Source organism: Enterobacter cloacae complex sp. SHL009 (genome assembly GCF_049237205.1).
Taxonomy (GTDB): domain Bacteria; phylum Pseudomonadota; class Gammaproteobacteria; order Enterobacterales; family Enterobacteriaceae; genus Enterobacter; species Enterobacter cloacae_M.
This window is the reverse complement of record NZ_JBMKIW010000001.1, coordinates 843,189-861,364: the sequence shown is the minus strand read 5'-3', so window position 1 is coordinate 861,364 and position 18,176 is coordinate 843,189. Positions and strand designations below refer to the sequence as shown.

Annotated in this window: 14 protein-coding genes; 10 read left to right on the top strand and 4 right to left on the bottom strand. The window is 57.6% G+C overall.

The annotated features are described in order from the left end of the window. Positions 1-526 precede the first annotated feature (526 nt). On the top strand, positions 527-1,270 hold the full coding sequence (locus ACOTZC_RS04310) for a DeoR/GlpR family DNA-binding transcription regulator (protein WP_045399145.1): 744 nt from the start codon (positions 527-529) through the stop codon (positions 1,268-1,270). A 13-nt stretch (positions 1,271-1,283) separates the two neighbouring features. Next, the gene (locus tag ACOTZC_RS04305; RefSeq protein ID WP_045399143.1) at positions 1,284-2,351 is read left to right on the top strand and encodes an oxidoreductase; all 1,068 of its coding nucleotides are present in this window, start codon (positions 1,284-1,286) and stop codon (positions 2,349-2,351) included. A 44-nt stretch (positions 2,352-2,395) separates the two neighbouring features. Here the strand turns inward: ACOTZC_RS04305 and cybB are convergent, their stop codons facing one another. After that, on the bottom strand, positions 2,396-2,926 hold the full coding sequence (gene cybB / locus ACOTZC_RS04300; RefSeq protein WP_248162287.1) for a cytochrome b561: 531 nt from the start codon (positions 2,924-2,926) through the stop codon (positions 2,396-2,398). Between the two features lie 189 nt (positions 2,927-3,115). Here cybB and gap point away from each other — a divergent pair, with 189 nt between their 5' ends. Next, on the top strand, positions 3,116-4,117 hold the full coding sequence (gap, locus tag ACOTZC_RS04295) for a type I glyceraldehyde-3-phosphate dehydrogenase (protein WP_421635604.1): 1,002 nt from the start codon (positions 3,116-3,118) through the stop codon (positions 4,115-4,117). A gap of 409 nt (positions 4,118-4,526) precedes the next feature. Here gap and ACOTZC_RS04290 read toward each other — a convergent pair whose 3' ends face one another. After that, the gene (locus tag ACOTZC_RS04290) at positions 4,527-5,327 is read right to left on the bottom strand and encodes a YdcF family protein (RefSeq protein WP_045399138.1); all 801 of its coding nucleotides are present in this window, start codon (positions 5,325-5,327) and stop codon (positions 4,527-4,529) included. 389 nt (positions 5,328-5,716) lie between these two features. Between ACOTZC_RS04290 and ACOTZC_RS04285 the strand changes: the two genes are divergently transcribed. From ACOTZC_RS04285 to ACOTZC_RS04265, 5 genes are all read left to right on the top strand, one after another. After that, on the top strand, positions 5,717-7,036 hold the full coding sequence (locus ACOTZC_RS04285; protein WP_045399368.1) for an MFS transporter: 1,320 nt from the start codon (positions 5,717-5,719) through the stop codon (positions 7,034-7,036). A 158-nt stretch (positions 7,037-7,194) separates the two neighbouring features. Next, positions 7,195-8,847: an MFS transporter gene (locus ACOTZC_RS04280; protein ID WP_248162282.1), complete on the top strand. Its 1,653-nt coding sequence runs from the start codon at positions 7,195-7,197 to the stop codon at positions 8,845-8,847. Between the two features lie 22 nt (positions 8,848-8,869). Continuing rightward, positions 8,870-9,949 carry an HlyD family secretion protein gene (locus ACOTZC_RS04275; RefSeq protein WP_248162279.1) on the top strand — a complete coding sequence of 360 codons (1,080 nt, stop codon included), beginning with the start codon at positions 8,870-8,872 and terminating at the stop codon, positions 9,947-9,949. Continuing rightward, positions 9,949-11,328, top strand: a complete 1,380-nt coding sequence (locus ACOTZC_RS04270) for an efflux transporter outer membrane subunit (protein WP_248162278.1) — start codon at positions 9,949-9,951, stop codon at positions 11,326-11,328. Before ACOTZC_RS04275 ends, ACOTZC_RS04270 begins: the two co-directional genes overlap by 1 nt. 75 nt (positions 11,329-11,403) lie before the next feature. Further along, the gene (locus ACOTZC_RS04265; protein ID WP_045399121.1) at positions 11,404-12,063 is read left to right on the top strand and encodes an O-methyltransferase; all 660 of its coding nucleotides are present in this window, start codon (positions 11,404-11,406) and stop codon (positions 12,061-12,063) included. 69 nt (positions 12,064-12,132) lie between these two features. On the opposite strand, the gene hrpA is transcribed toward ACOTZC_RS04265, so the two are convergent. After that, entirely contained in the window at positions 12,133-16,035 is a 3,903-nt protein-coding gene (hrpA, locus tag ACOTZC_RS04260) for an ATP-dependent RNA helicase HrpA (protein WP_248162277.1), read from the bottom strand. A gap of 205 nt (positions 16,036-16,240) precedes the next feature. On the opposite strand from hrpA, the gene azoR reads away from it, so the two are divergent. Next, positions 16,241-16,846: an FMN-dependent NADH-azoreductase gene (gene azoR / locus ACOTZC_RS04255; protein WP_008502313.1), complete on the top strand. Its 606-nt coding sequence runs from the start codon at positions 16,241-16,243 to the stop codon at positions 16,844-16,846. An 89-nt stretch (positions 16,847-16,935) separates the two neighbouring features. Beyond that, complete coding sequence (locus ACOTZC_RS04250) at positions 16,936-17,622, top strand: RluA family pseudouridine synthase (protein WP_023311632.1); 687 nt, start codon at positions 16,936-16,938, stop codon at positions 17,620-17,622. Between the two features lie 7 nt (positions 17,623-17,629). Here the strand turns inward: ACOTZC_RS04250 and ACOTZC_RS04245 are convergent, their stop codons facing one another. Then, a complete protein-coding gene (locus tag ACOTZC_RS04245; protein ID WP_023311631.1) occupies positions 17,630-18,169 on the bottom strand; it encodes a DUF2058 domain-containing protein in 540 nt (179 codons plus the stop codon). Positions 18,170-18,176 lie beyond the last annotated feature (7 nt).

Genomic DNA, 18,176 nt, shown 5'->3' with positions numbered 1-18,176 from the left:
CACTACACCCACAATGTTAACGCGGTGTTACAGATAAGAAAAAACATGGGGTTTCTGGACAAAACTCTGAAAATGGAGTTTCAAATGAAACATATAAAACCACTGTTATTTAAGGAAAATTCTTAATTCGTAATATGCACATTTTTGCGTTAATTTCAGCGCGGGTCAGACACAAAGATTTTCAAAGAAGTGTCAACTTACGTAGCTTATGGGATATATTTAAAATTAAGCGCCTTTAAAAAACTAATTAAAGCAACAAAATCCTGCATAATTTTAATTACACAGCATTTAAACCTACCCAGTGGCAGTACACTGGTTGTATAAACCAAATCGTTAAATAAAACATAACAATAACATTGTGATTAACATTCAAAACGGCTTCCTTATACCTGCTTAATAAAATTTTAATAATCACCTATGTGAATCATCACACCGCTGCACATCGTCATGACCACAATCCCCTTCTCTCTGCGTCAAAATGCTGTATTATGCAAACTATTGCGACATTTTGCAGGAATGTACCCCGATGCACAAAACCGCTCGTCAACGCTATGTCCTGGATATCCTCAGCGAGCAAGGCCAGGCCAGCATCACTGAACTGGCCGAAAAACTTCAGGTTTCAGCGGATACTATCCGTCGGGATCTGACCGATCTGGAAAACCAGGGCCTTGCACAGAAGAACCACGGCGGAGCCATCGCGCTCAACCTCTCCGCCATGAACCGTCAGGGCCGCAACACGCTGCTGCCGGAGACCAAACAGCGCCTGGGTAAACAGGTCGCACAGCAGGTTCCACCAGGCTCCACCCTGTTTCTGGATGCCGGAAGCACGGTGATGGCCGTCGCCACCTTTCTTCAGGGTCCGCTCACCGTTATTACTCCCTCACTGGATATCGCCCAGCATTTTAGCGACCGGGAAGATATTGAGCTGATCCTGCTCGGCGGGAAATGGGACCACAAGCAGCGACTGTTTGCCGGCAGCGCCACGCTGTCTTTGCTGTCCCGGTATCGGGCAGATATCGCCATTCTTGGAGCATGCGCCATTCATGCCGAGCTCGGGTTGAGCGCCGGTAAAGAAGCGGATGCCGAGGTTAAACGCGCAATGCTCGACGCAAGCCATGCGCACTGGATTGTCGCCGATCACCTGAAAATTAACCGCTGCGAGCCGTATCTGGTTTCCGGGTTATCCCGCATCCAACAACTCTTTTTAGATCGTCCCTGGCCTGAGCTTGGGGACCATAGCGCACTGCAGGTTACGGTGTGCGCGAATTAACGTGGAGAAGGTCATGAGTAAAGTTCAAACAATCAACATTGCGCTGATCGGGTATGGATTTGTCGGTAAAACCTTCCATGCTCCGCTGATCCAGTCGGTGGACGGGATTAAGCTGGCCGTGGTCTCTTCTCGTGATGAAGAGAAAGTTAAACGCGATCTGCCGGACGTACAGGTAGTTGCGACACCGGAAGAGGCCATTCAGCATCCTGATATCGATCTGGTGGTAATTGCCTCCCCCAACGCCACCCACGCCCCGCTGGCGACGCTGGCCCTGAACTCGGGGAAACACGTGGTCGTGGATAAGCCTTTTACCCTCGACATGCAGGAAGCCCGCGACCTGATTGCGCTGGCGGATGAAAAGCAGCTGCTGCTCTCCGTCTTCCACAACCGCCGCTGGGACAGCGATTTCCTCGGCATTAAGCAGATTATTGAACAAGGTACGCTCGGCAAGGTTAAACACCTGGAATCGCATATTGACCGCTTCCGCCCTGAAGTGCGCGTGCGCTGGCGCGAGCAGAACGTTCCCGGGAGCGGTCTGTGGTTTGATCTGGGCCCTCACCTGATTGACCAGACGCTACAGCTCTTTGGCCTGCCGGAGTCGGTTCAGGGGAATATCGCCACGCTGCGCGACGGCGCAGAAGTTAACGACTGGGCGCACGTGGTCTTAAACTACCCGGAGCATAAGGTCATTCTGCACGCCAGCATGCTGGTTGCTGGCGGTACGGCACGCTTTACCGCCCACGGGGACAAGGGCAGCGTGGTGAAAGCCAGAATCGACCAGCAGGAAGCGCAGCTGCTCGCAGGGGTGATCCCCGGCAGTGAAACCTGGGGCGAAGACGGCGACAGCATGGTGTTCTTTGGGGCCGACGGCGCACCGCAGACGATCCCTACTCCGAAAGGCGATCAGCGCCAGTATTACGTCAACGTACGTGATGCGCTGCTCGGGAAAATCACCAACCCTGTCCACCCTGTTGAGGCACTGGCGGTCATGGCCGTGCTGGAAGCGGCGGTGAAGTCGTCGGAGACGGGGTCAACGCAGGCGCTGGCGTTAACTGCCGAAGAGCGTGCGCTGCTGGGTTAAAAAACAAGCCGGGTGGCGCTGCGCCACCCGGCAAGCGTTAAAGACTACGAACGCTTTTTCGGCATCATGCGCAGAAGGGTATTATCTTTCCAGAAATAGTGATGCATCAGCGCCGCCGCCGCGTGCAGGCCAATCACAAAGTAGCCCAGGTTCGCCAGCGTCTCGTGCCACTCTTTCAACATATCAACCAGGTCGAAATTGGACTCCGCCGCATGCGGCATCGCCAGGCCGAAAGCAAACCAGTCGCTGCCCCGGTTATACATCATCACAATGCCTATCAGCGGCAGCGCAATAAACAGCAGATACACCACCAGATGCCCCAGATGGGACATCCCCGTTACCATCGCTTTTGGCTTCGGTTCAATCGGTGGCGCGCGGAACTTCAGGCGAACCAGAAGACGCGTCACCATCAGCACCAGGATACCGATCCCGCATGAGACGTGGATCATGTTGATCGCCGGGCGCGCGGTGCGCGGGAAGAAACCTCTGAACTCCATGGCGCAGTAGGCGACGATGATTAACAGAAACACCAGCCAGTGGATGCCGATTTGCAGGCTTGTATATTTAGTGCGCATGTGATTTCTCGATTAAAAACAGTTACCGCGCCAACATAATCCCCTTTCCTTAAAAATTCATTAACTTTTCTGTATGGTTTTTCAAATACTTCCTCCCGCATGAAGCATCTTCAATTGCCGCCCTGCCCGTGATGGTCTAAGCCTGGATGAGTTCAAACTGTCGCATCGACACGTTTACAGGAGAACACCATGAGTAAAATTGGCATTAACGGCTTTGGACGCATTGGGCGCCTTGTACTGCGTCGCCTTCTTGAAACCCAGGACAGTAATACCGTCGTCGCCATCAACGACCTCACCTCCCCGAAAGTGCTGGCCTACCTGCTCAGGCATGATTCCAACTACGGTGGCTTCCCGTGGAGCGTGGACTTCACCGAGGATGCGCTGATTGTGGACGGTAAAACCATTGCGGTGTACGCCGAGAAAGAGGCGAAGCACATTCCGTGGAAAGCCGCAGGCGTGGATATTGTCGTGGAGTGCACCGGCTTTTATACTTCTGAAGAGAAATCACGGGCGCACCTGGACGCCGGCGCGAAGAAAGTGCTGATTTCTGCGCCTGCGGGTGACATGAAAACTATCGTCTACGGCGTGAATGACGAAACCATTGACGCCAGTGATACCATCATCTCCGTCGCCTCCTGCACCACCAACTGCCTCGCTCCGCTGGCGAAAGCCCTGAACGATGCGTTTGAAATTAAGGTGGGCACCATGACCACCATTCACGCCTATACCGGTACGCAGGCGCTGGTAGATGGCCCGCGCGGGAAAGACCTTCGCGCTTCACGGGCGGCAGCAGAGAATATCATTCCCCACACCACCGGTGCCGCAAAGGCCATCGGTCTGGTGATCCCTGCGCTCAGCGGCAAGCTGAAAGGCCACGCGCAGCGCGTGCCGGTAAAAACGGGTTCGGTCACCGAGCTGGTGGCGATTCTCGGCAAGAAAGTCACCGTTGAGGAGATCAACGCCGCGCTGAAAAAGGCGACGCAGGGCAATAAATCGTTCGGGTATACCGACGAAGAGATTGTCTCGTCCGATGTGATTGGCTCGCATTACGGTTCGGTGTTTGACGCCACGCAGACGGAGGTGTCAGAAGCGGGAGAGCTACAGCTGGTGAAAGCGGTAGCGTGGTATGACAACGAGTACGGTTTCGTGACGCAGCTGGTGCGGACGCTGGATAAGTTTGCGGCGCTGTAATTCTATGCCTTTATTCAGGGCTAATATGAGCAGTGAAGCATCCCCTCTCCCTGTGGGAGAGGGTTAGGGTGAGGGGAACATACGGGTGTGGTGGTCATTCCGTTCACTTTATGTTCCTTGCTACTCTTTAACGACATAACCGGTGAACGTGCCAGGGTGGCTCAATCGCCCCCACCCTGGCAACCCGGGCTCCCGGCGGTAAATCGCCGCTTCGCGGTACCCTCAGCTTATTCCTTCAGGCTATCGGGTCGGGCATGAGCCTGCATCCCTGCAGGCCACGCCCTCTCGGCGCATCCCTGCGCCTCGCCCCGGCCTTACGGAAACGCTTCGGCGATATACAGCCGGACCAGGACATTGCTGTAAGCCAAAGGTTATTCTGAAGCGGTTGTTATCGCTTCTGATTACACCCTTAAATCGAGCGCCTGGACAACGCATCCGCGAGGATCGGATCCTGCTGCAGCTGTTTCCACGCGGCAATCACCGCCTCAGGGAATTCAACGTGCGCGATAAAATCCCGCCCGACCGGACCATAGCCGTTAACGTCATCATACAAACGCGGCAGCTCCCCCAGAACCAGTGAAAGATAACGGTCAACGGGCCACAGTCCGGCGTTACCCCCACTGAACTCCACGCCCTCTTTTCCGTTTTGCAGCGTTGGCGTAAACCCGGGATGGCTTATCCACTGTGGTGATACGGGCTCATCCCGACAAACGCGGGCAAACGTCGCCATCGTTCGGCGCTGCATCGTCGGATCCTGCACCACCAGCACCCGCCCGGTCGTTCGATGACGCTGTTTCAGCATATTCCAGCTAAAACGCGCATTCTCACCGCAGTTGGTGGAGCGATCTTCAATCCACAGGCGCGCATCGGGGATCTGCCAGAACTCCCGCGCAATGTCGGCAAGAATGCTCGCTTCGGCCCGCTCTTCGACCTGTAAGGTGTGATAACGCGGATGACTGCCGATAGCTGAATATAAAAACGCGGTTGAATGACCAATACCGCCGCTAATCAGGAGCGGGATTTCTCTCTGCGCGGCAATACGGCAGGCCGCCTCAATGGTCGGGATCACCGCGTTCCCTGCCAGGATCACCGCATCGACGTCCGAGTGCAGGCGGCTGTCACTCAGGTCGTCCTGCGCCAGCCATTCACCGACAGTATTGATGGCCGCCAGGGTGGCATCCGGCAGGATGGGAAAATGGGGCTGAACCATGGTGAACTCCTCATTTATGTCTCTTCAGGGTAGCGGCTTCTTACCGATAACGCAGAGGCGGGCTCTGAAATCAGACGTTGTTTTATCGCCCAAATTGTCATTTTTCTGAAATAACCAGAAACATCCAAAAACAATCGGGTTGCACCTGCATATTATGCTTTTTGTTTTCCATCATACAAAACATCCTGTTGCACATACTCTCTGCAAAAGCACCCAACGCTGCTTATTTCACCGTGATCTGACCAGTTTCATCTCCCGTTAGCTTGCTAAATACAACATCCAACCCTAAGTTGCTTAACAATTTCACAACCTTTTTCATCATCACAGGTTGCACCTGAAGCGCGCCAGGTGACACCTCATACATCATCAACGTGGCGGGGTTTCAGGTCATGACAGAACATGAAAGTACGACGACGGTATTACGAAAAAATAAGAAGGTGTTAATCGCCAGCCTTACCGGGAGCGCCATTGAATGGTTTGACTATTTTCTCTACGGTACGGCGGCCGCGCTGGTCTTCAATAAGATCTTTTTCCCGATGGTCGACCCGGTGATCGGGCTCATCCTCTCTTATCTCTCTTTCTCATTAACCTTTTTCATTCGCCCCATTGGCGGGGTACTTTTCGCCCATATCGGCGACCGCATCGGCCGTAAAAAAACGCTCGTACTGACCCTCTCTTTGATGGGAGGTGCAACCGTCATGATCGGCCTGCTGCCCACGTATGAAATGATTGGCCTGTGGGCGCCCGCTCTGCTGATCCTGATGCGTATCATTCAGGGGATGGGCATCGGCGGTGAATGGGGCGGCGCGCTGCTGCTGGCCTATGAATACGCGCCCGAAAAACGTAAAGGCTTCTTCGGCAGTATTCCGCAGGCGGGCGTCACCATCGGCATGCTGTTGGCGACCTTTATCGTCTCGCTGATGACCCTGTTCAGCGAGGAGGACTTCCTCTCCTGGGGCTGGCGCATCCCGTTCCTGCTGAGTTCGGGTCTGGTGTTGCTCGGCCTGTGGATCCGTAAGGACATCGACGAGACGCCTGATTTCAAGAAGGTAAAACAATCGGGCCAGGTGGCGAAAGCGCCTCTGCGCGATACCCTGAAACATCACTGGCGCGAAGTGCTGATTGCCGCCGGTCTGAAGGTGGTAGAAACCGCGCCGTTCTATATCTTCTCGACGTTTGTCGTGAGCTATGCCACCACGACGCTGACGTATCAAAAATCTCAGGCGCTGGAAGCCGTGACGCTGGGAGCCCTGGTGGCCACGGTGATGATCCCGTTAATGGGGCTGCTCTCGGATAAAATTGGCCGTCAACGCATGTATGCCGCGAGCGTCTTCATCCTGGGTTTGTTTATCGTGCCGTGGTTTATGCTGCTCAATACCGGAACAACCTGGGGCATTGTGCTTGCGACGGTCATCGCCTTTGGCGTGTTGTGGGCACCGGTAACGGCGGTACTCGGCACGCTGTGCTCTGAAATTTTTAGTGCAAACGTACGCTACACCGGCATTACGCTCGGTTATCAGCTGGGTGCCGCGCTGGCAGGCGGTACCACGCCGCTGATTGCCACCGGACTGCTGGCAAAATATGACGGCGACTGGGTTCCGGTGGCCTGGTATCTTGCCGTCACGGTAGTCATTTCCCTAATCGCGATTTTCTGCGCCAGCCGCGTCAAGCGAACGACCCTTCTGCAGGCACAGCCCGAACATCTCTGATCGTTGTCGGCCCGATTTTCGGGCCGCTCTTTTTCCTTAAACTTCCCTTCTACATTTGATTAACATGCGTAAATCATATTCACTTGAATTATCATTTGCGGCAGACGTAGAATCGCTAGCCCGCTAATTATTCAATTATTTCTAAGGTAAACGACGTTATGCGCCTGCCCGAACGCGACCCTTATGCTCCTCGCGAGTGGCAGCCACATGAGAAACCCGCCCTGCTGGGTTCGCCTTCCACACCCGAGCACAGTACGCTAAAACGGATTGCCTACGGCGTCGTTGGCCTGCTGGTGTGCCTGACGGGAGCGCTGGGAAATGCGGTGGTGACCGCCAATCTGCAAAACCTGCAGGGGACCTTCGGGGCCTGGTCGACCGAAATCGCCTGGCTGCCCGCGGTCTACGTGATGACCAACATCTCTATCAACCTGCTGCTGGTCAAGTTCCGCCAGCAGTACGGTCTGCGCGCCTTCACCGAAGGTTTTCTGGTGCTGTACGTGCTGGTGACCTTTTTCCACCTGTTCGTTAACGATCTCAGCTCGGCGCTGATGGTGCGCGCCGCGCACGGGATGGTGGCCGCCGCGCTCAGCTCGCTGGGGATTTACTATCAGATCCAGGCCTGGCCTGCGAAGCACCGCCTGAAGGCGCTCACCATCGGGATTACCGGGTCGTCGCTCGCCATCCCTCTGGCCCGCCTGTTTTCCACCGAACTGCTGCAGCTGGACGAGTGGCGCGGGCTCTATTTCTTTGAGCTGGGGCTGGCGCTGATCTCCCTCGCCTGCGTGATAGCCTTAAAACTGCCGCCGGGCGACAGGCGCAAGGTCTTCGAGAAGAAAGACTTCATCACCTTCTTTTTAATGGCCCCCGGAATGGCCCTGCTCTGCGCCGTACTCTCGTTAGGCCGCCTTGACTGGTGGTTCGAAGCGCCGTGGATTGGCTGGTCGCTGGCGCTATCGCTGGTGCTAATTGTGGCTGCCATCGTCTTTGAACATAACCGCGCCAACCCGCTGCTGAACACCCGCTGGCTGTCGAGCGGCAGCATCGTCCGTCTGGGGCTCATCATGCTGCTGATCCGTATCGTACTGGCAGAGCAAAACACCGGGGTCATCGGCTGGCTGCAGTACGTGGGGTTGCAGAACGAGCAGATGACCCACCTGGCGTGGTCCATTTTCGCCGGGATCGTCTGCGGGATTGTCACCAGCTGCCTCACGATTAAGCCGACCAAACTGGCGTGGCCGATTATCACCTCCCTGGCGCTGATGATTGTTGCCTCGCTGCTGGACAGCCAGTCCAACAACCTGACCCGGCCGGATCAGCTGATGCTAAGCCAGTTTCTGCTGGGCTTCGGCAGCGCCTTCTTCCTGGCACCCGCCATGCTGGCCGCCATTGGCGGGGTGATCGCCGACCCGCGCAACCTGGTCAGCTTCTCGGTGATGTTTGGCATGAGCCAGAACCTCGGCGGCCTGCTGGGCTCCGCGATCCTCGGCACCTTCCAGACCTGGCGCGAGAAGTACCACTCCAGCCTGCTGGCGGACCAGCTCACCACGCTCAACCCGCTGGTCAACGAGCGAATTCAGCTTTATACCCAGATGTATAAAAGCCTGATTGGCGACAGCGCGCTGCTGGGAACGCAGGCGATAACGCAGCTGCAAACGGTCACAACGCTGGAGGCGAATATTCTGGCTTATAACGATACTTATCTGCTGACGGCGAGCATCGCTGCCGCCACGCTGGTCTGGATTTTATGGCGCTTGCTGCGCCTGCGCATCACTGCCCGTCTGGCGCTGAAGAACGCCACCGGCAATAAATAATTGAAAGAGTTCTGGAGAGTTTATGAGTCAGCAGGATGCCGCCAAAGAGCAGGCCAACACCCGCAAAAATGTGCGCATTGTTTCCGTTTTTACCGCCGCCGCCATCGGTATTGTTGGCGTGCTGGTGATCCTTTACGCGTGGCAGTTGCCGCCGTTCACCCGCCACGCACAGTTTACCGACAACGCCTACGTGCGCGGTCAGACGACGTTTATAAGCCCGCAGGTAAACGGCTATATCACTGAGGTCAAGGTTCAGGACTTTGAGCAGGTCAAAAAAGGCGACCTGCTGGTGCAGATCGATGACCGAATCTATCGGCAGCGCGTGCATCAGGCCGAGGCGCAGCTGGCGATGAAAATTGCCGCCCTGAATAACAACCTGCAGCAGCGTAAAAGCGCCGAAGCCGTCATCGCCAAAAATGACGCCGCGCTGAAAAATGCCCGCGCCCAGAGCCTGAAAAGCCAGGCGGATTTAAAGCGGGTGAAAGAGCTGACCTCTGACGGCTCGCTTTCCATTCGCGAGCGCGACGCGGCGCTGGCCAGTGCCGCCCAGGGCAGTGCCGACATCGACCAGGCGAAAGCCGCCCTTGAGATGTCGCGTCAGGATCTGCAGACGGTGATTGTGAACCGCGGCGCGCTGGAGGCGGATGTCGAAAACGCGAAAGCGGCGCTTGAGCTGGCGCAGATTGACCTGCAAAACACCCGCATCGTGGCGCCGCGCGACGGCCAGCTCGGCCAGATCGCCGTGCGTCTCGGGGCGTATGTGACCGCAGGAACCCATCTCACCACCCTTGTGCCTCCTCAGCACTGGGTCATTGCGAATATTAAAGAGACTCAGCTCGCGGAGCTGCGCGTCGGCCAGCCGGTGAAGTTCACCGTTGATGCCCTGAACAACAAAGCGTATCAGGGCCGCGTCGAGAGCATCTCCCCGGCGACCGGCGTGGAGTTCAGCGCCATCACGCCGGACAACGCCACCGGCAACTTTGTCAAAATTGCCCAGCGTATTCCGGTGCGCATCGAGGTGCTCGGTAAGCCTGAGGAGTCCGCCCTGCTGCGTCCGGGTATGTCGGTACAGGTGACCATTGATACGCGGGAGGCGAAGTAATGATCCTTCGTCCGATAGCCGCGCTGGTGGCGGCGGTCATGCTGGCCGGATGCCAGTCCGTTGACGTCAAGCCGGCGCAGCCGACGCTACACATCCCCACCCAGTGGCGAGCTGACGCCGGGCCTGCGAGCCCGGCGGAGCAGCTCTGGTGGCGCAATTTTCATGACAACCACCTCAATCGCTATGTGGATCAGGCGCTTAAGAATAACAGCGACGTGCTGATCGCCCGCGAACGAATTAACGAGTATCAGGCGCGGGTCTATGCAGCTGACGGGAGCCTGTTTCCTTCGCTTGACGCGGGCGTAACCGGGACGCGCGCCCGTTCGCAGTCCGCCGCGACCGGGCTGCCGGTCTACGGCACGCTGTACAGAGGTAGCCTGACGGCGAGCTATGACGTGGATATCTGGGGCGTCAACCGCAGCACGGCCAGAGCCGCCGAGGCCTCGCTGGCGGCGCAAAAAGCCGCCGCCGCGGCCGCGGATTTGACCGTTGCCTCCTCCGTTGCATCCGGCTACGTCACCCTGCTCTCGCTTGACGAACAGCTGCGCGTGACCGAATCCACCCTGAAATCACGCGAAGAGGCGTTTAACCTCGCGAAACGTCAGTTTGAGACGGGCTACAGCTCACGCCTGGAGCTAATGCAGTCGGATTCCGAACTGCGCTCAACGCGGGCGCAGGTTCCCGTGCTGCGGCATCAGATTGCGCAGCAGGAGAATGCCCTCAGCCTGCTGCTGGGAAGCAATCCCGGCGCGGTGGCGCGCAGCGAAAGCTTCGCGGGACTGACGCCGCTTACGCTGCCGACACAGCTGCCTTCTACGCTGCTGAACCGCAGGCCGGATATCGTCCAGGCCGAACGCCAGCTGGTGGCGGCTGACGCCTCGCTCGCGGCGTCGCGCGCCAGCCTGCTGCCGTCGATCAACCTGACCGCGACAGGATCGATACAGGATCGCACCCTGTCCGGCCTGCTGGACAACCCGCTACAGCTCTGGAGCGTCGGAGGCAGTATTCTCGCCCCGCTGCTGAACCGCCTGGCGCTGAATGCGCAGGTGGATATTTCCCAGTCCCAGCGTAACCAGGCGCTGTACGCCTATGAAAAAACCGTGCGTAACGCGTTTGCCGAAGTGAACAACAGCCTTGATGCTATTACGCGCTATCAGGAACAGCTGACCGAGCTGCTTGCCCAGCAGAATGTAGCGCAGGAGACGCTGCGCATTGCGCAGAACCGCAATCGCAACGGCTACTCCTCCTATCTGGACGTGCTGGACGCCCAGCGCACGCTGTACTCGGTGCAGACCAGCGTGGTGCAGGTGAAAAATAACCTGCTGCTGGCGCAGATCGATTTGTATAAAGCGCTGGGCGGCGGCTGGAATAGCGCGTGAACCGCCTTGCGCGCTGATGCCCTCACCCCGACTCTCTCCCACAGGGAGAGGGAGAAAAATCCAAGGAGTCAATCTATGCAACAAAAATGGTCTGCCGTAGATAATTACATGATTTCTTCTCTTATCCCTGACGATGACGTACTGAATCAGGTTCTGGAAAACAACAAACGCGCCGGGCTCCCCGAGCACGACGTAGCGGCCAATCAGGGGCAACTGCTGGCGCTGTTCGTGCGCATGACGCAGGCAAGACGTGTTCTTGAGATCGGGACGCTGGGTGCCTATAGCTCAATCTGGATGGCGCGCGCCCTGCCGCCGGACGGTAAGCTGATTACGCTTGAGGCCGATCCCACGCATGCCCGCGTTGCGCGCGAGAATATTCAGCTTTCGGGGTTAAACGAACGCATTGAATTAATTGAGGGCCCGGCGCTGAGTTCGCTGGAAAATTTCGGCAACGTTCCCCCGTTCGACCTGATCTTTATTGATGCCGATAAGCCAAACAATCCCGGCTATCTGGAGTGGGCGCTGCACTATTCCCGCCACGGTACGGTGATTATCGGCGATAACGTGGTGCGTGACGGCGGGGTAATCAACGGGGAAAGCGACGACGCGCGCGTGCTGGGGGTGCGGCGTTTTATTGAGATGACAGGAGATAATCCGCGCTTAACCGCCACCGCGCTGCAAACGGTGGGGGTTAAGGGATGGGATGGGTTTACGCTGGCGATTGTGAACGGGTGAAAATTGTGCGGGCTGATGCCCTCACCCCGACCCTCTCCCACAGGGAGAGGGAGAAAACCCGGCAAGGGTTTAACCGGAAATCTGCTCCATCGCCTGCAGAATACGCTTATCCGAAATCGGATACGGCGTACCGAGCTGCTGGGCAAAGAAGCTGACGCGCAGCTCCTCGATCATCCAGCGGATCGCCTGCACGTCTTCATCGTCGCGGCGGGCAGGCGGCAGTTTGTTGAGCCACTGCTGCCACGCCTGCTGGACGCTCTCCACTTTCAGCATCTGCGCGCGATCGCGGTGCGGATCGATGGCCATCTTCTCCAGCCGTTTTTCAATCGCCTGCAGATAGCGCAGCGTATCGCCGAGACGATTGAAGCCGTTGCCGGTCACAAAGCCGCGGTAAACCAGGCCGGCCATCTGCGCTTTAACATCCGACAGCCCCAGCGCCATGGTCATATCCACGCGCCCCTTCAGGCGCTTGTTGATATTGAACACGGTGGTGAGGATCTGCTCGACCTGTTTGGCAATCTCCACCACGGTGTCGTTCAGCTCCGCGCGCACCTTTTCATGGAGCTGAGCAAAGCCCTCTTCCGTCCAGACCGGACCGCCCGCCTCGTGGATCAGCTTGTCCACGCCGCAGGAGATGCAGTCGTCAATCAGATCCAGCACCTTGCCGTACGGGTTAAAGTAGAGCCCCAGCTTGGCCTTGTTCGGCAGCTTCTCGTGCAGATACTTGATCGGCGACGGGATATTAAGCAGCAGCAGGCGACGCAGCCCGCGCCACATCATCTGCTGCTGTTCCTGCGGGTTATCAAACAGTTTGATTGCCACGCTGTCGCGCTCGTCCACCAGCGCAGGCCAGGCTTTGACCTTATAGTTGCCGCGCTTCTGCTCGTAGCTTTCCGGCAGCTGACCAAAGCTCCAGATATGCAGCCCGCTCTGCTCGATACCGTCGTCCGCCACCGCAGACAGCGTTTCCTGAACTTTGCCTTTCAGCGCCTCTTTCAGCTCGCTCAGTGAACGCCCTTCCAGCAGCTTTTTGTTTTTATCATCCACCACGCGGAAGCTGATTTTCAGGTGATCGGGCACCTGATCCCAGTTCCAGTCTTCGCGGTCGATGGTAGTGCCGGTCATGCGTCGGAACTCACGCTCGAGCGCGTCCAGCAGCGGCAGCTCCAGCGGCGTGACGCGGCCTAAAAAGGCTTCCGCATAGTTTGGCGCAGGCACAAAGTTACGGCGCACCGGTTTCGGCAGGGATTTAATCAGCGCAATCACCAGCTCGCGGCGCAGGCCGGGGATTTGCCATTCAAACCCGCCCTCATCGACCTGGTTTAGCAGCGGTAGCGGAATATGAACGGTCACACCATCCGCGTCGGCACCCGGTTCAAACTGATACGTCAGGCGCAGCTTGAGGTTGCCCTGATGCCAGAAGTTCGGGTAGTCGAGCTTGCTGACCGACTCCGCCCCCTCTTTAATCAGCATGCTCTTTTCGAAGTTGAGCAGGTCCGGCGTCTCTTTGCTGGCCTTCTTCCACCAGCTGTCGAAGTGGCGGGCGGAGATGACATCGTGGCTGATGCGCTGGTCGTAAAACTCAAACAGCGCCTCATCGTCCACCAGAATGTCGCGGCGGCGGGACTTGTGCTCAAGCTCCTCCACTTCCGCGCGCAGCTTCAGGTTTTCGCGGAAGAAGGCGTGGCGCGTCTGCCAGTCTCCCTCCACCAGCGCGTGGCGGATAAACAGCTCGCGGCTGAGCGCCGGGTCAATCTGGCTGTAGTTGACCTTCCGCGCGGCAACCACCGGCAGGCCGTAAACGGTCACCTTCTCGGTCGCCATTACCGCGCCCTGCGCGCGCTCCCAGTGCGGTTCACTGTACGAGCGCTTAAGCAGATGCTGCGCCACCGGCTCCACCCATTCCGGATCGATACGCGCGGCAATGCGCCCCCACAGGCGGCTGGTTTCCACCAGCTCCGCGACCATGGTCCATTTCGGCGGCTTTTTGAACAGGCCGGAACCGGGGAAGATGGAGAAACGGGCGTTGCGCGCGCCGGTATACTCCTGCTTTTCGGCGTCCTTCATCCCAATGTGGGACAGCAGGCCGGTCAGCAGCGCGATATGAATCTCGCGGTACTCCGCCGGCTCGCTGTTGACCGGAATGCCCAGCTCTTTCACCACCTGGCGCAGCTGGGTGTAGATATCCTGCCACTCGCGCACGCGCAGGTAGTTGAGGAAATCCACGCGGCACTGGCGGCGGAACTGGTTCGAGGAGAGCGCTTTCTGCTGCTCGCCGAGATAGTTCCACAGGTTTACGAAGGCGAGAAAGTCGGACTCTTTGTCGTGGAAGCGACGGTGCTTTTCGTCAGACGCCTGCTGTTTGTCCATCGGACGCTCGCGCGGGTCCTGAATGGAGAGCGCCGAGGTAATGATCATCGCCTCGCGCACGCAGCCGTGCTTTTGCGCTTCCAGCACCATACGGGCCAGACGCGGATCCACCGGCAGCTGGCTGAGCTGGCGGCCCAGCGGCGTCAGCTTGTAGACCGCCGCCTGCTCGTCGGTGGTAATGGCGCCGAGCTCTTCCAGCAGACGCACGCCGTCCTGAATGTTGCGTTTGTCCGGCGCTTCGACAAACGGGAACGCGGCGATGTCGCCCAGCCCCAGCGCAGTCATCTGCAGGATAACGGACGCCAGGTTGGTGCGCAGAATTTCCGGGTCGGTAAACTCCGGGCGCGACAGGAAATCATCTTCGGAATAGAGACGAATACAGATCCCTTCCGACACGCGGCCGCAGCGGCCCTTACGCTGGTTAGCGGACGCCTGGGAGACCGGCTCAATCGGCAGCCGCTGGACCTTCGTGCGGTAGCTGTAGCGGCTGATGCGCGCCGTGCCCGGGTCGATCACGTATTTGATCCCCGGTACGGTCAGCGAGGTTTCCGCCACGTTGGTCGCCAGCACGATGCGTCGCCCGCCGTGCGGCTGGAAGACGCGGTTCTGCTCGCTGTTCGAAAGGCGCGCGTAAAGCGGCAGGATCTCCGTATGGCGCAGGTCGCGCTTGCTGAGCGCATCGGCGGTGTCGCGAATTTCGCGTTCGCCGCTCATGAAGATCAGGATGTCGCCCGCGCTCTCGTTGCCCAGCTCGTCAACGGCGTCGAAGATAGCCTGCAGCTGGTCGCGCTCGGTATCATCCGCCTCTTCCACAATCGGGCGATAGCGCACTTCCACCGGATACGTGCGTCCTGACACCTCGATAATCGGCGCATTGTTGAAATGCTTTGAGAAGCGCTCAGGGTCGATGGTCGCGGAGGTGATGATGATTTTCAGATCCGGGCGACGCGGCAGCAGCTCTTTCAGGTAGCCGAGCAGGAAGTCGATGTTCAGGCTGCGCTCGTGCGCTTCGTCAATGATGATGGTGTCGTACTGCATCAGCAGGCGATCCTGCTGGATTTCCGCCAGCAGAATACCGTCGGTCATCAGCTTGACCATGGTGTTATCGCTAACGTGGTCGCTGAATCGCACCTTGTAACCGATGCAGCCGCCCGGCTCCGTCTGCAGCTCTTCGGCAATACGGTTCGCCACGGTGCGCGCCGCCAGTCGACGCGGCTGGGTGTGGCCTATCAGCCCTTTTAGCCCGCGTCCCAGCTCCATACAGATCTTCGGCAGCTGGGTGGTTTTCCCCGAGCCGGTTTCCCCCGCCACAATCACCACCTGGTGGTCGCGGACGGCCTCAAGGATGTCCTGTTTTTTCTGGCTGACGGGCAGGTTTTCCGGATAGGTAATCGCCGGGCGCGCGGTTTCGCGCAGCACAACTTTCCCTGCTGCCTGTTCAATCTCTTTCGCCATCTCCTGGTAAATGGCCTGTTGTGCATCAGGATTTTTAACCTTCTTCACGCCGTGCAGACGGCGGGCGAAGCGCTGTTTGTCGCGCAGCATCAGAGAATCGAGCTGTTGCAGGAGCATCGGGAAGGTTAATTTTTGTTGTTCTGTCATAGCGTTAAAGGGCAGTACACGCCCTGATAAACTCTCTTTTTAATGATTGCTATAGAGTACCACATCGACGCCTTTCGCGCCTTATTCAAAAAATTCGAACATAGGCTTCGATATATTGCGCTATCTCTGTGGCAGGATTGTGAATAGAGTGTCAACAAGCAACGGGGCAACCCCCTTCAATCAAATGCAAAAACAGGAATCACCCATGAGCAAAGTATTAGTTTTGAAATCCAGTATTCTGGCAGGGTACTCTCAGTCTGGTCAGCTGTCTGATTACTTCGTTGAACAGTGGCGTGAACAGCATTCCGCTGACGAAATCACCGTGCGTGACCTGGCTGCAAACCCAATTCCTGTGCTGGATGGCGAGCTGGTTGGCGCGCTGCGCCCAAGCGATGCACCGCTGTCTCCACGTCAGCAGGAAGCTCTGGCCCTGTCCGACGAGCTGATTGCTGAGCTGCAGGCGCACGACGTTATCGTCATCAACGCCCCAATGTACAACTTCAACATCCCTACCCAGCTGAAGAACTACTTCGACCTGGTGGCGCGCGCTGGCGTAACCTTCCGTTACACCGAGAACGGCCCTGAAGGTCTGGTGAAAGGCAAGCGTGCGATCGTACTGACCAGCCGTGGCGGTATCCATAAAGACACCCCAACCGACCTGGTTGCGCCGTACCTGAGCCTGTTCCTGGGCTTCATCGGCATCACTGACGTGAACTTCGTGTTCGCTGAAGGTATCGCTTACGGTCCGGAAGTGGCGACCAAAGCGCAGACCGATGCGAAAGCCGCTATCGACAGCCTGGTAGCAGCCTAAGACTTCACCCTCTCACCGCCTGGTGGGAGGGTTTTTCTTTTCCCCGCATTTCGTTATCATCCGCTCCCACTCTCCAGCCGGGCGGCCTGATGTCTGCGATTATTGATTCTTTTATTGCCCCACCGTGTCACGACGACATTCAGATCCTCTGGCAGGATGAACATCTGCTGCTGATCGATAAGCCTTCCGGTCTGCTCAGCCTCTCGGGCAAAAATCCGCAAAACCTTGATTCCGTCCATTATCGTCTGGTCCAGACGTTCCCCGGCTGCACGCTGGTACACCGTCTGGATTTCGGCACGTCCGGGCTAATGGTGGTTGCGCGCAATAAGGCCATCAACGCGGCGCTGTGCCAGCAGTTCAGCCAGCGCAGCGTGGAGAAGGTCTACAGCGCCCTGCTTTGCGGCCATGTGGAAAACGACGAGGGAATAATAGACGCGCCGATTGCCAAAGACCCGGCGCTGTTTCCGCTGATGTCGATTTGCGCCATCAACGGAAAACCCGCCCGCTCCCGCTATCGGGTCGTGGAACGTTTTTATCAGGGTACGGGACTGCCGTTAACGCGGGTGATACTGACGCCGGAGACCGGGCGAACCCATCAGCTGCGTATTCACTGCCAGCAGCTGGGACACCCGATTCTGGGCTGCGACCTATATGGCGGTCTTGAAGCGCTGGGGGCTGAGGAAACGCCCCGGCTGATGCTGCATGCAAGCGAGTTGAATTTTATTCATCCCGTCAGCGGAGAGCCGGTTAACGCCCGTCACGCCGCCCCGTTCTGAATGCGGTTTACCACATCAAATCGTCAGGGATTTTGAAGTCCGCGTACGGATCGTCTTCGTCCTGCTCTTCCTGGCTGAGCGCGCTGTTTAACACGATGCTGTCGGCATCGCGCTGGGCAATTTTATCGGCCACCACCGCCGGAATAATCGCGTATTCACAGTCGCCGCTGGCGTTGATGACCAGACGGGCAATCGCCAGACGGCCGTTGATCAGCTGAGCCTGAGTTTGCTTGTCGACGTCGATTTTTTTGATCAGATTGCCGTCGGTGAAGTTAAAGGTGATGTTGCCTTTCGCCACGGTGATGCGGTTCATCTCAATCAGCTGCTTCACCTGCGCCTTAAACTCTTTCGCCAGCACGGCCTGCTTCTGCTGCTCGCTCAGCAGCTTGTCGCGCTCGATCTGCGCTTTCTTGTTCTCTTCTACCGCTTCCCGAGCCTCGCGCGCCTGAACGCGTGATTTCTTTGCCGTGCGCTGCACTTTCGCCGCTTTTTTGCTGCTGACCAGGCCCGCTTTCAGCATCTGCTCTTGTAAGGTGAGTTTTGTCATGATTGTT

What these genes read in the sequence shown, in the direction of transcription:
- ACOTZC_RS04310 (WP_045399145.1), top strand. Translation starts at nt 527, where the DNA reads ATGCACAAAACCGCTCGTCAACGCTATGTCCTGGATATCCTCAGCGAG.
- ACOTZC_RS04305 (WP_045399143.1), top strand. Translation starts at nt 1,284, where the DNA reads ATGAGTAAAGTTCAAACAATCAACATTGCGCTGATCGGGTATGGATTT.
- cybB (WP_248162287.1), bottom strand. Translation starts at nt 2,926, where the DNA reads ATGCGCACTAAATATACAAGCCTGCAAATCGGCATCCACTGGCTGGTG.
- gap (WP_421635604.1), top strand. Translation starts at nt 3,116, where the DNA reads ATGAGTAAAATTGGCATTAACGGCTTTGGACGCATTGGGCGCCTTGTA.
- ACOTZC_RS04290 (WP_045399138.1), bottom strand. Translation starts at nt 5,327, where the DNA reads ATGGTTCAGCCCCATTTTCCCATCCTGCCGGATGCCACCCTGGCGGCC.
- ACOTZC_RS04285 (WP_045399368.1), top strand. Translation starts at nt 5,717, where the DNA reads ATGACAGAACATGAAAGTACGACGACGGTATTACGAAAAAATAAGAAG.
- ACOTZC_RS04280 (WP_248162282.1), top strand. Translation starts at nt 7,195, where the DNA reads ATGCGCCTGCCCGAACGCGACCCTTATGCTCCTCGCGAGTGGCAGCCA.
- ACOTZC_RS04275 (WP_248162279.1), top strand. Translation starts at nt 8,870, where the DNA reads ATGAGTCAGCAGGATGCCGCCAAAGAGCAGGCCAACACCCGCAAAAAT.
- ACOTZC_RS04270 (WP_248162278.1), top strand. Translation starts at nt 9,949, where the DNA reads ATGATCCTTCGTCCGATAGCCGCGCTGGTGGCGGCGGTCATGCTGGCC.
- ACOTZC_RS04265 (WP_045399121.1), top strand. Translation starts at nt 11,404, where the DNA reads ATGCAACAAAAATGGTCTGCCGTAGATAATTACATGATTTCTTCTCTT.
- hrpA (WP_248162277.1), bottom strand. Translation starts at nt 16,035, where the DNA reads ATGACAGAACAACAAAAATTAACCTTCCCGATGCTCCTGCAACAGCTC.
- azoR (WP_008502313.1), top strand. Translation starts at nt 16,241, where the DNA reads ATGAGCAAAGTATTAGTTTTGAAATCCAGTATTCTGGCAGGGTACTCT.
- ACOTZC_RS04250 (WP_023311632.1), top strand. Translation starts at nt 16,936, where the DNA reads ATGTCTGCGATTATTGATTCTTTTATTGCCCCACCGTGTCACGACGAC.
- ACOTZC_RS04245 (WP_023311631.1), bottom strand. Translation starts at nt 18,169, where the DNA reads ATGACAAAACTCACCTTACAAGAGCAGATGCTGAAAGCGGGCCTGGTC.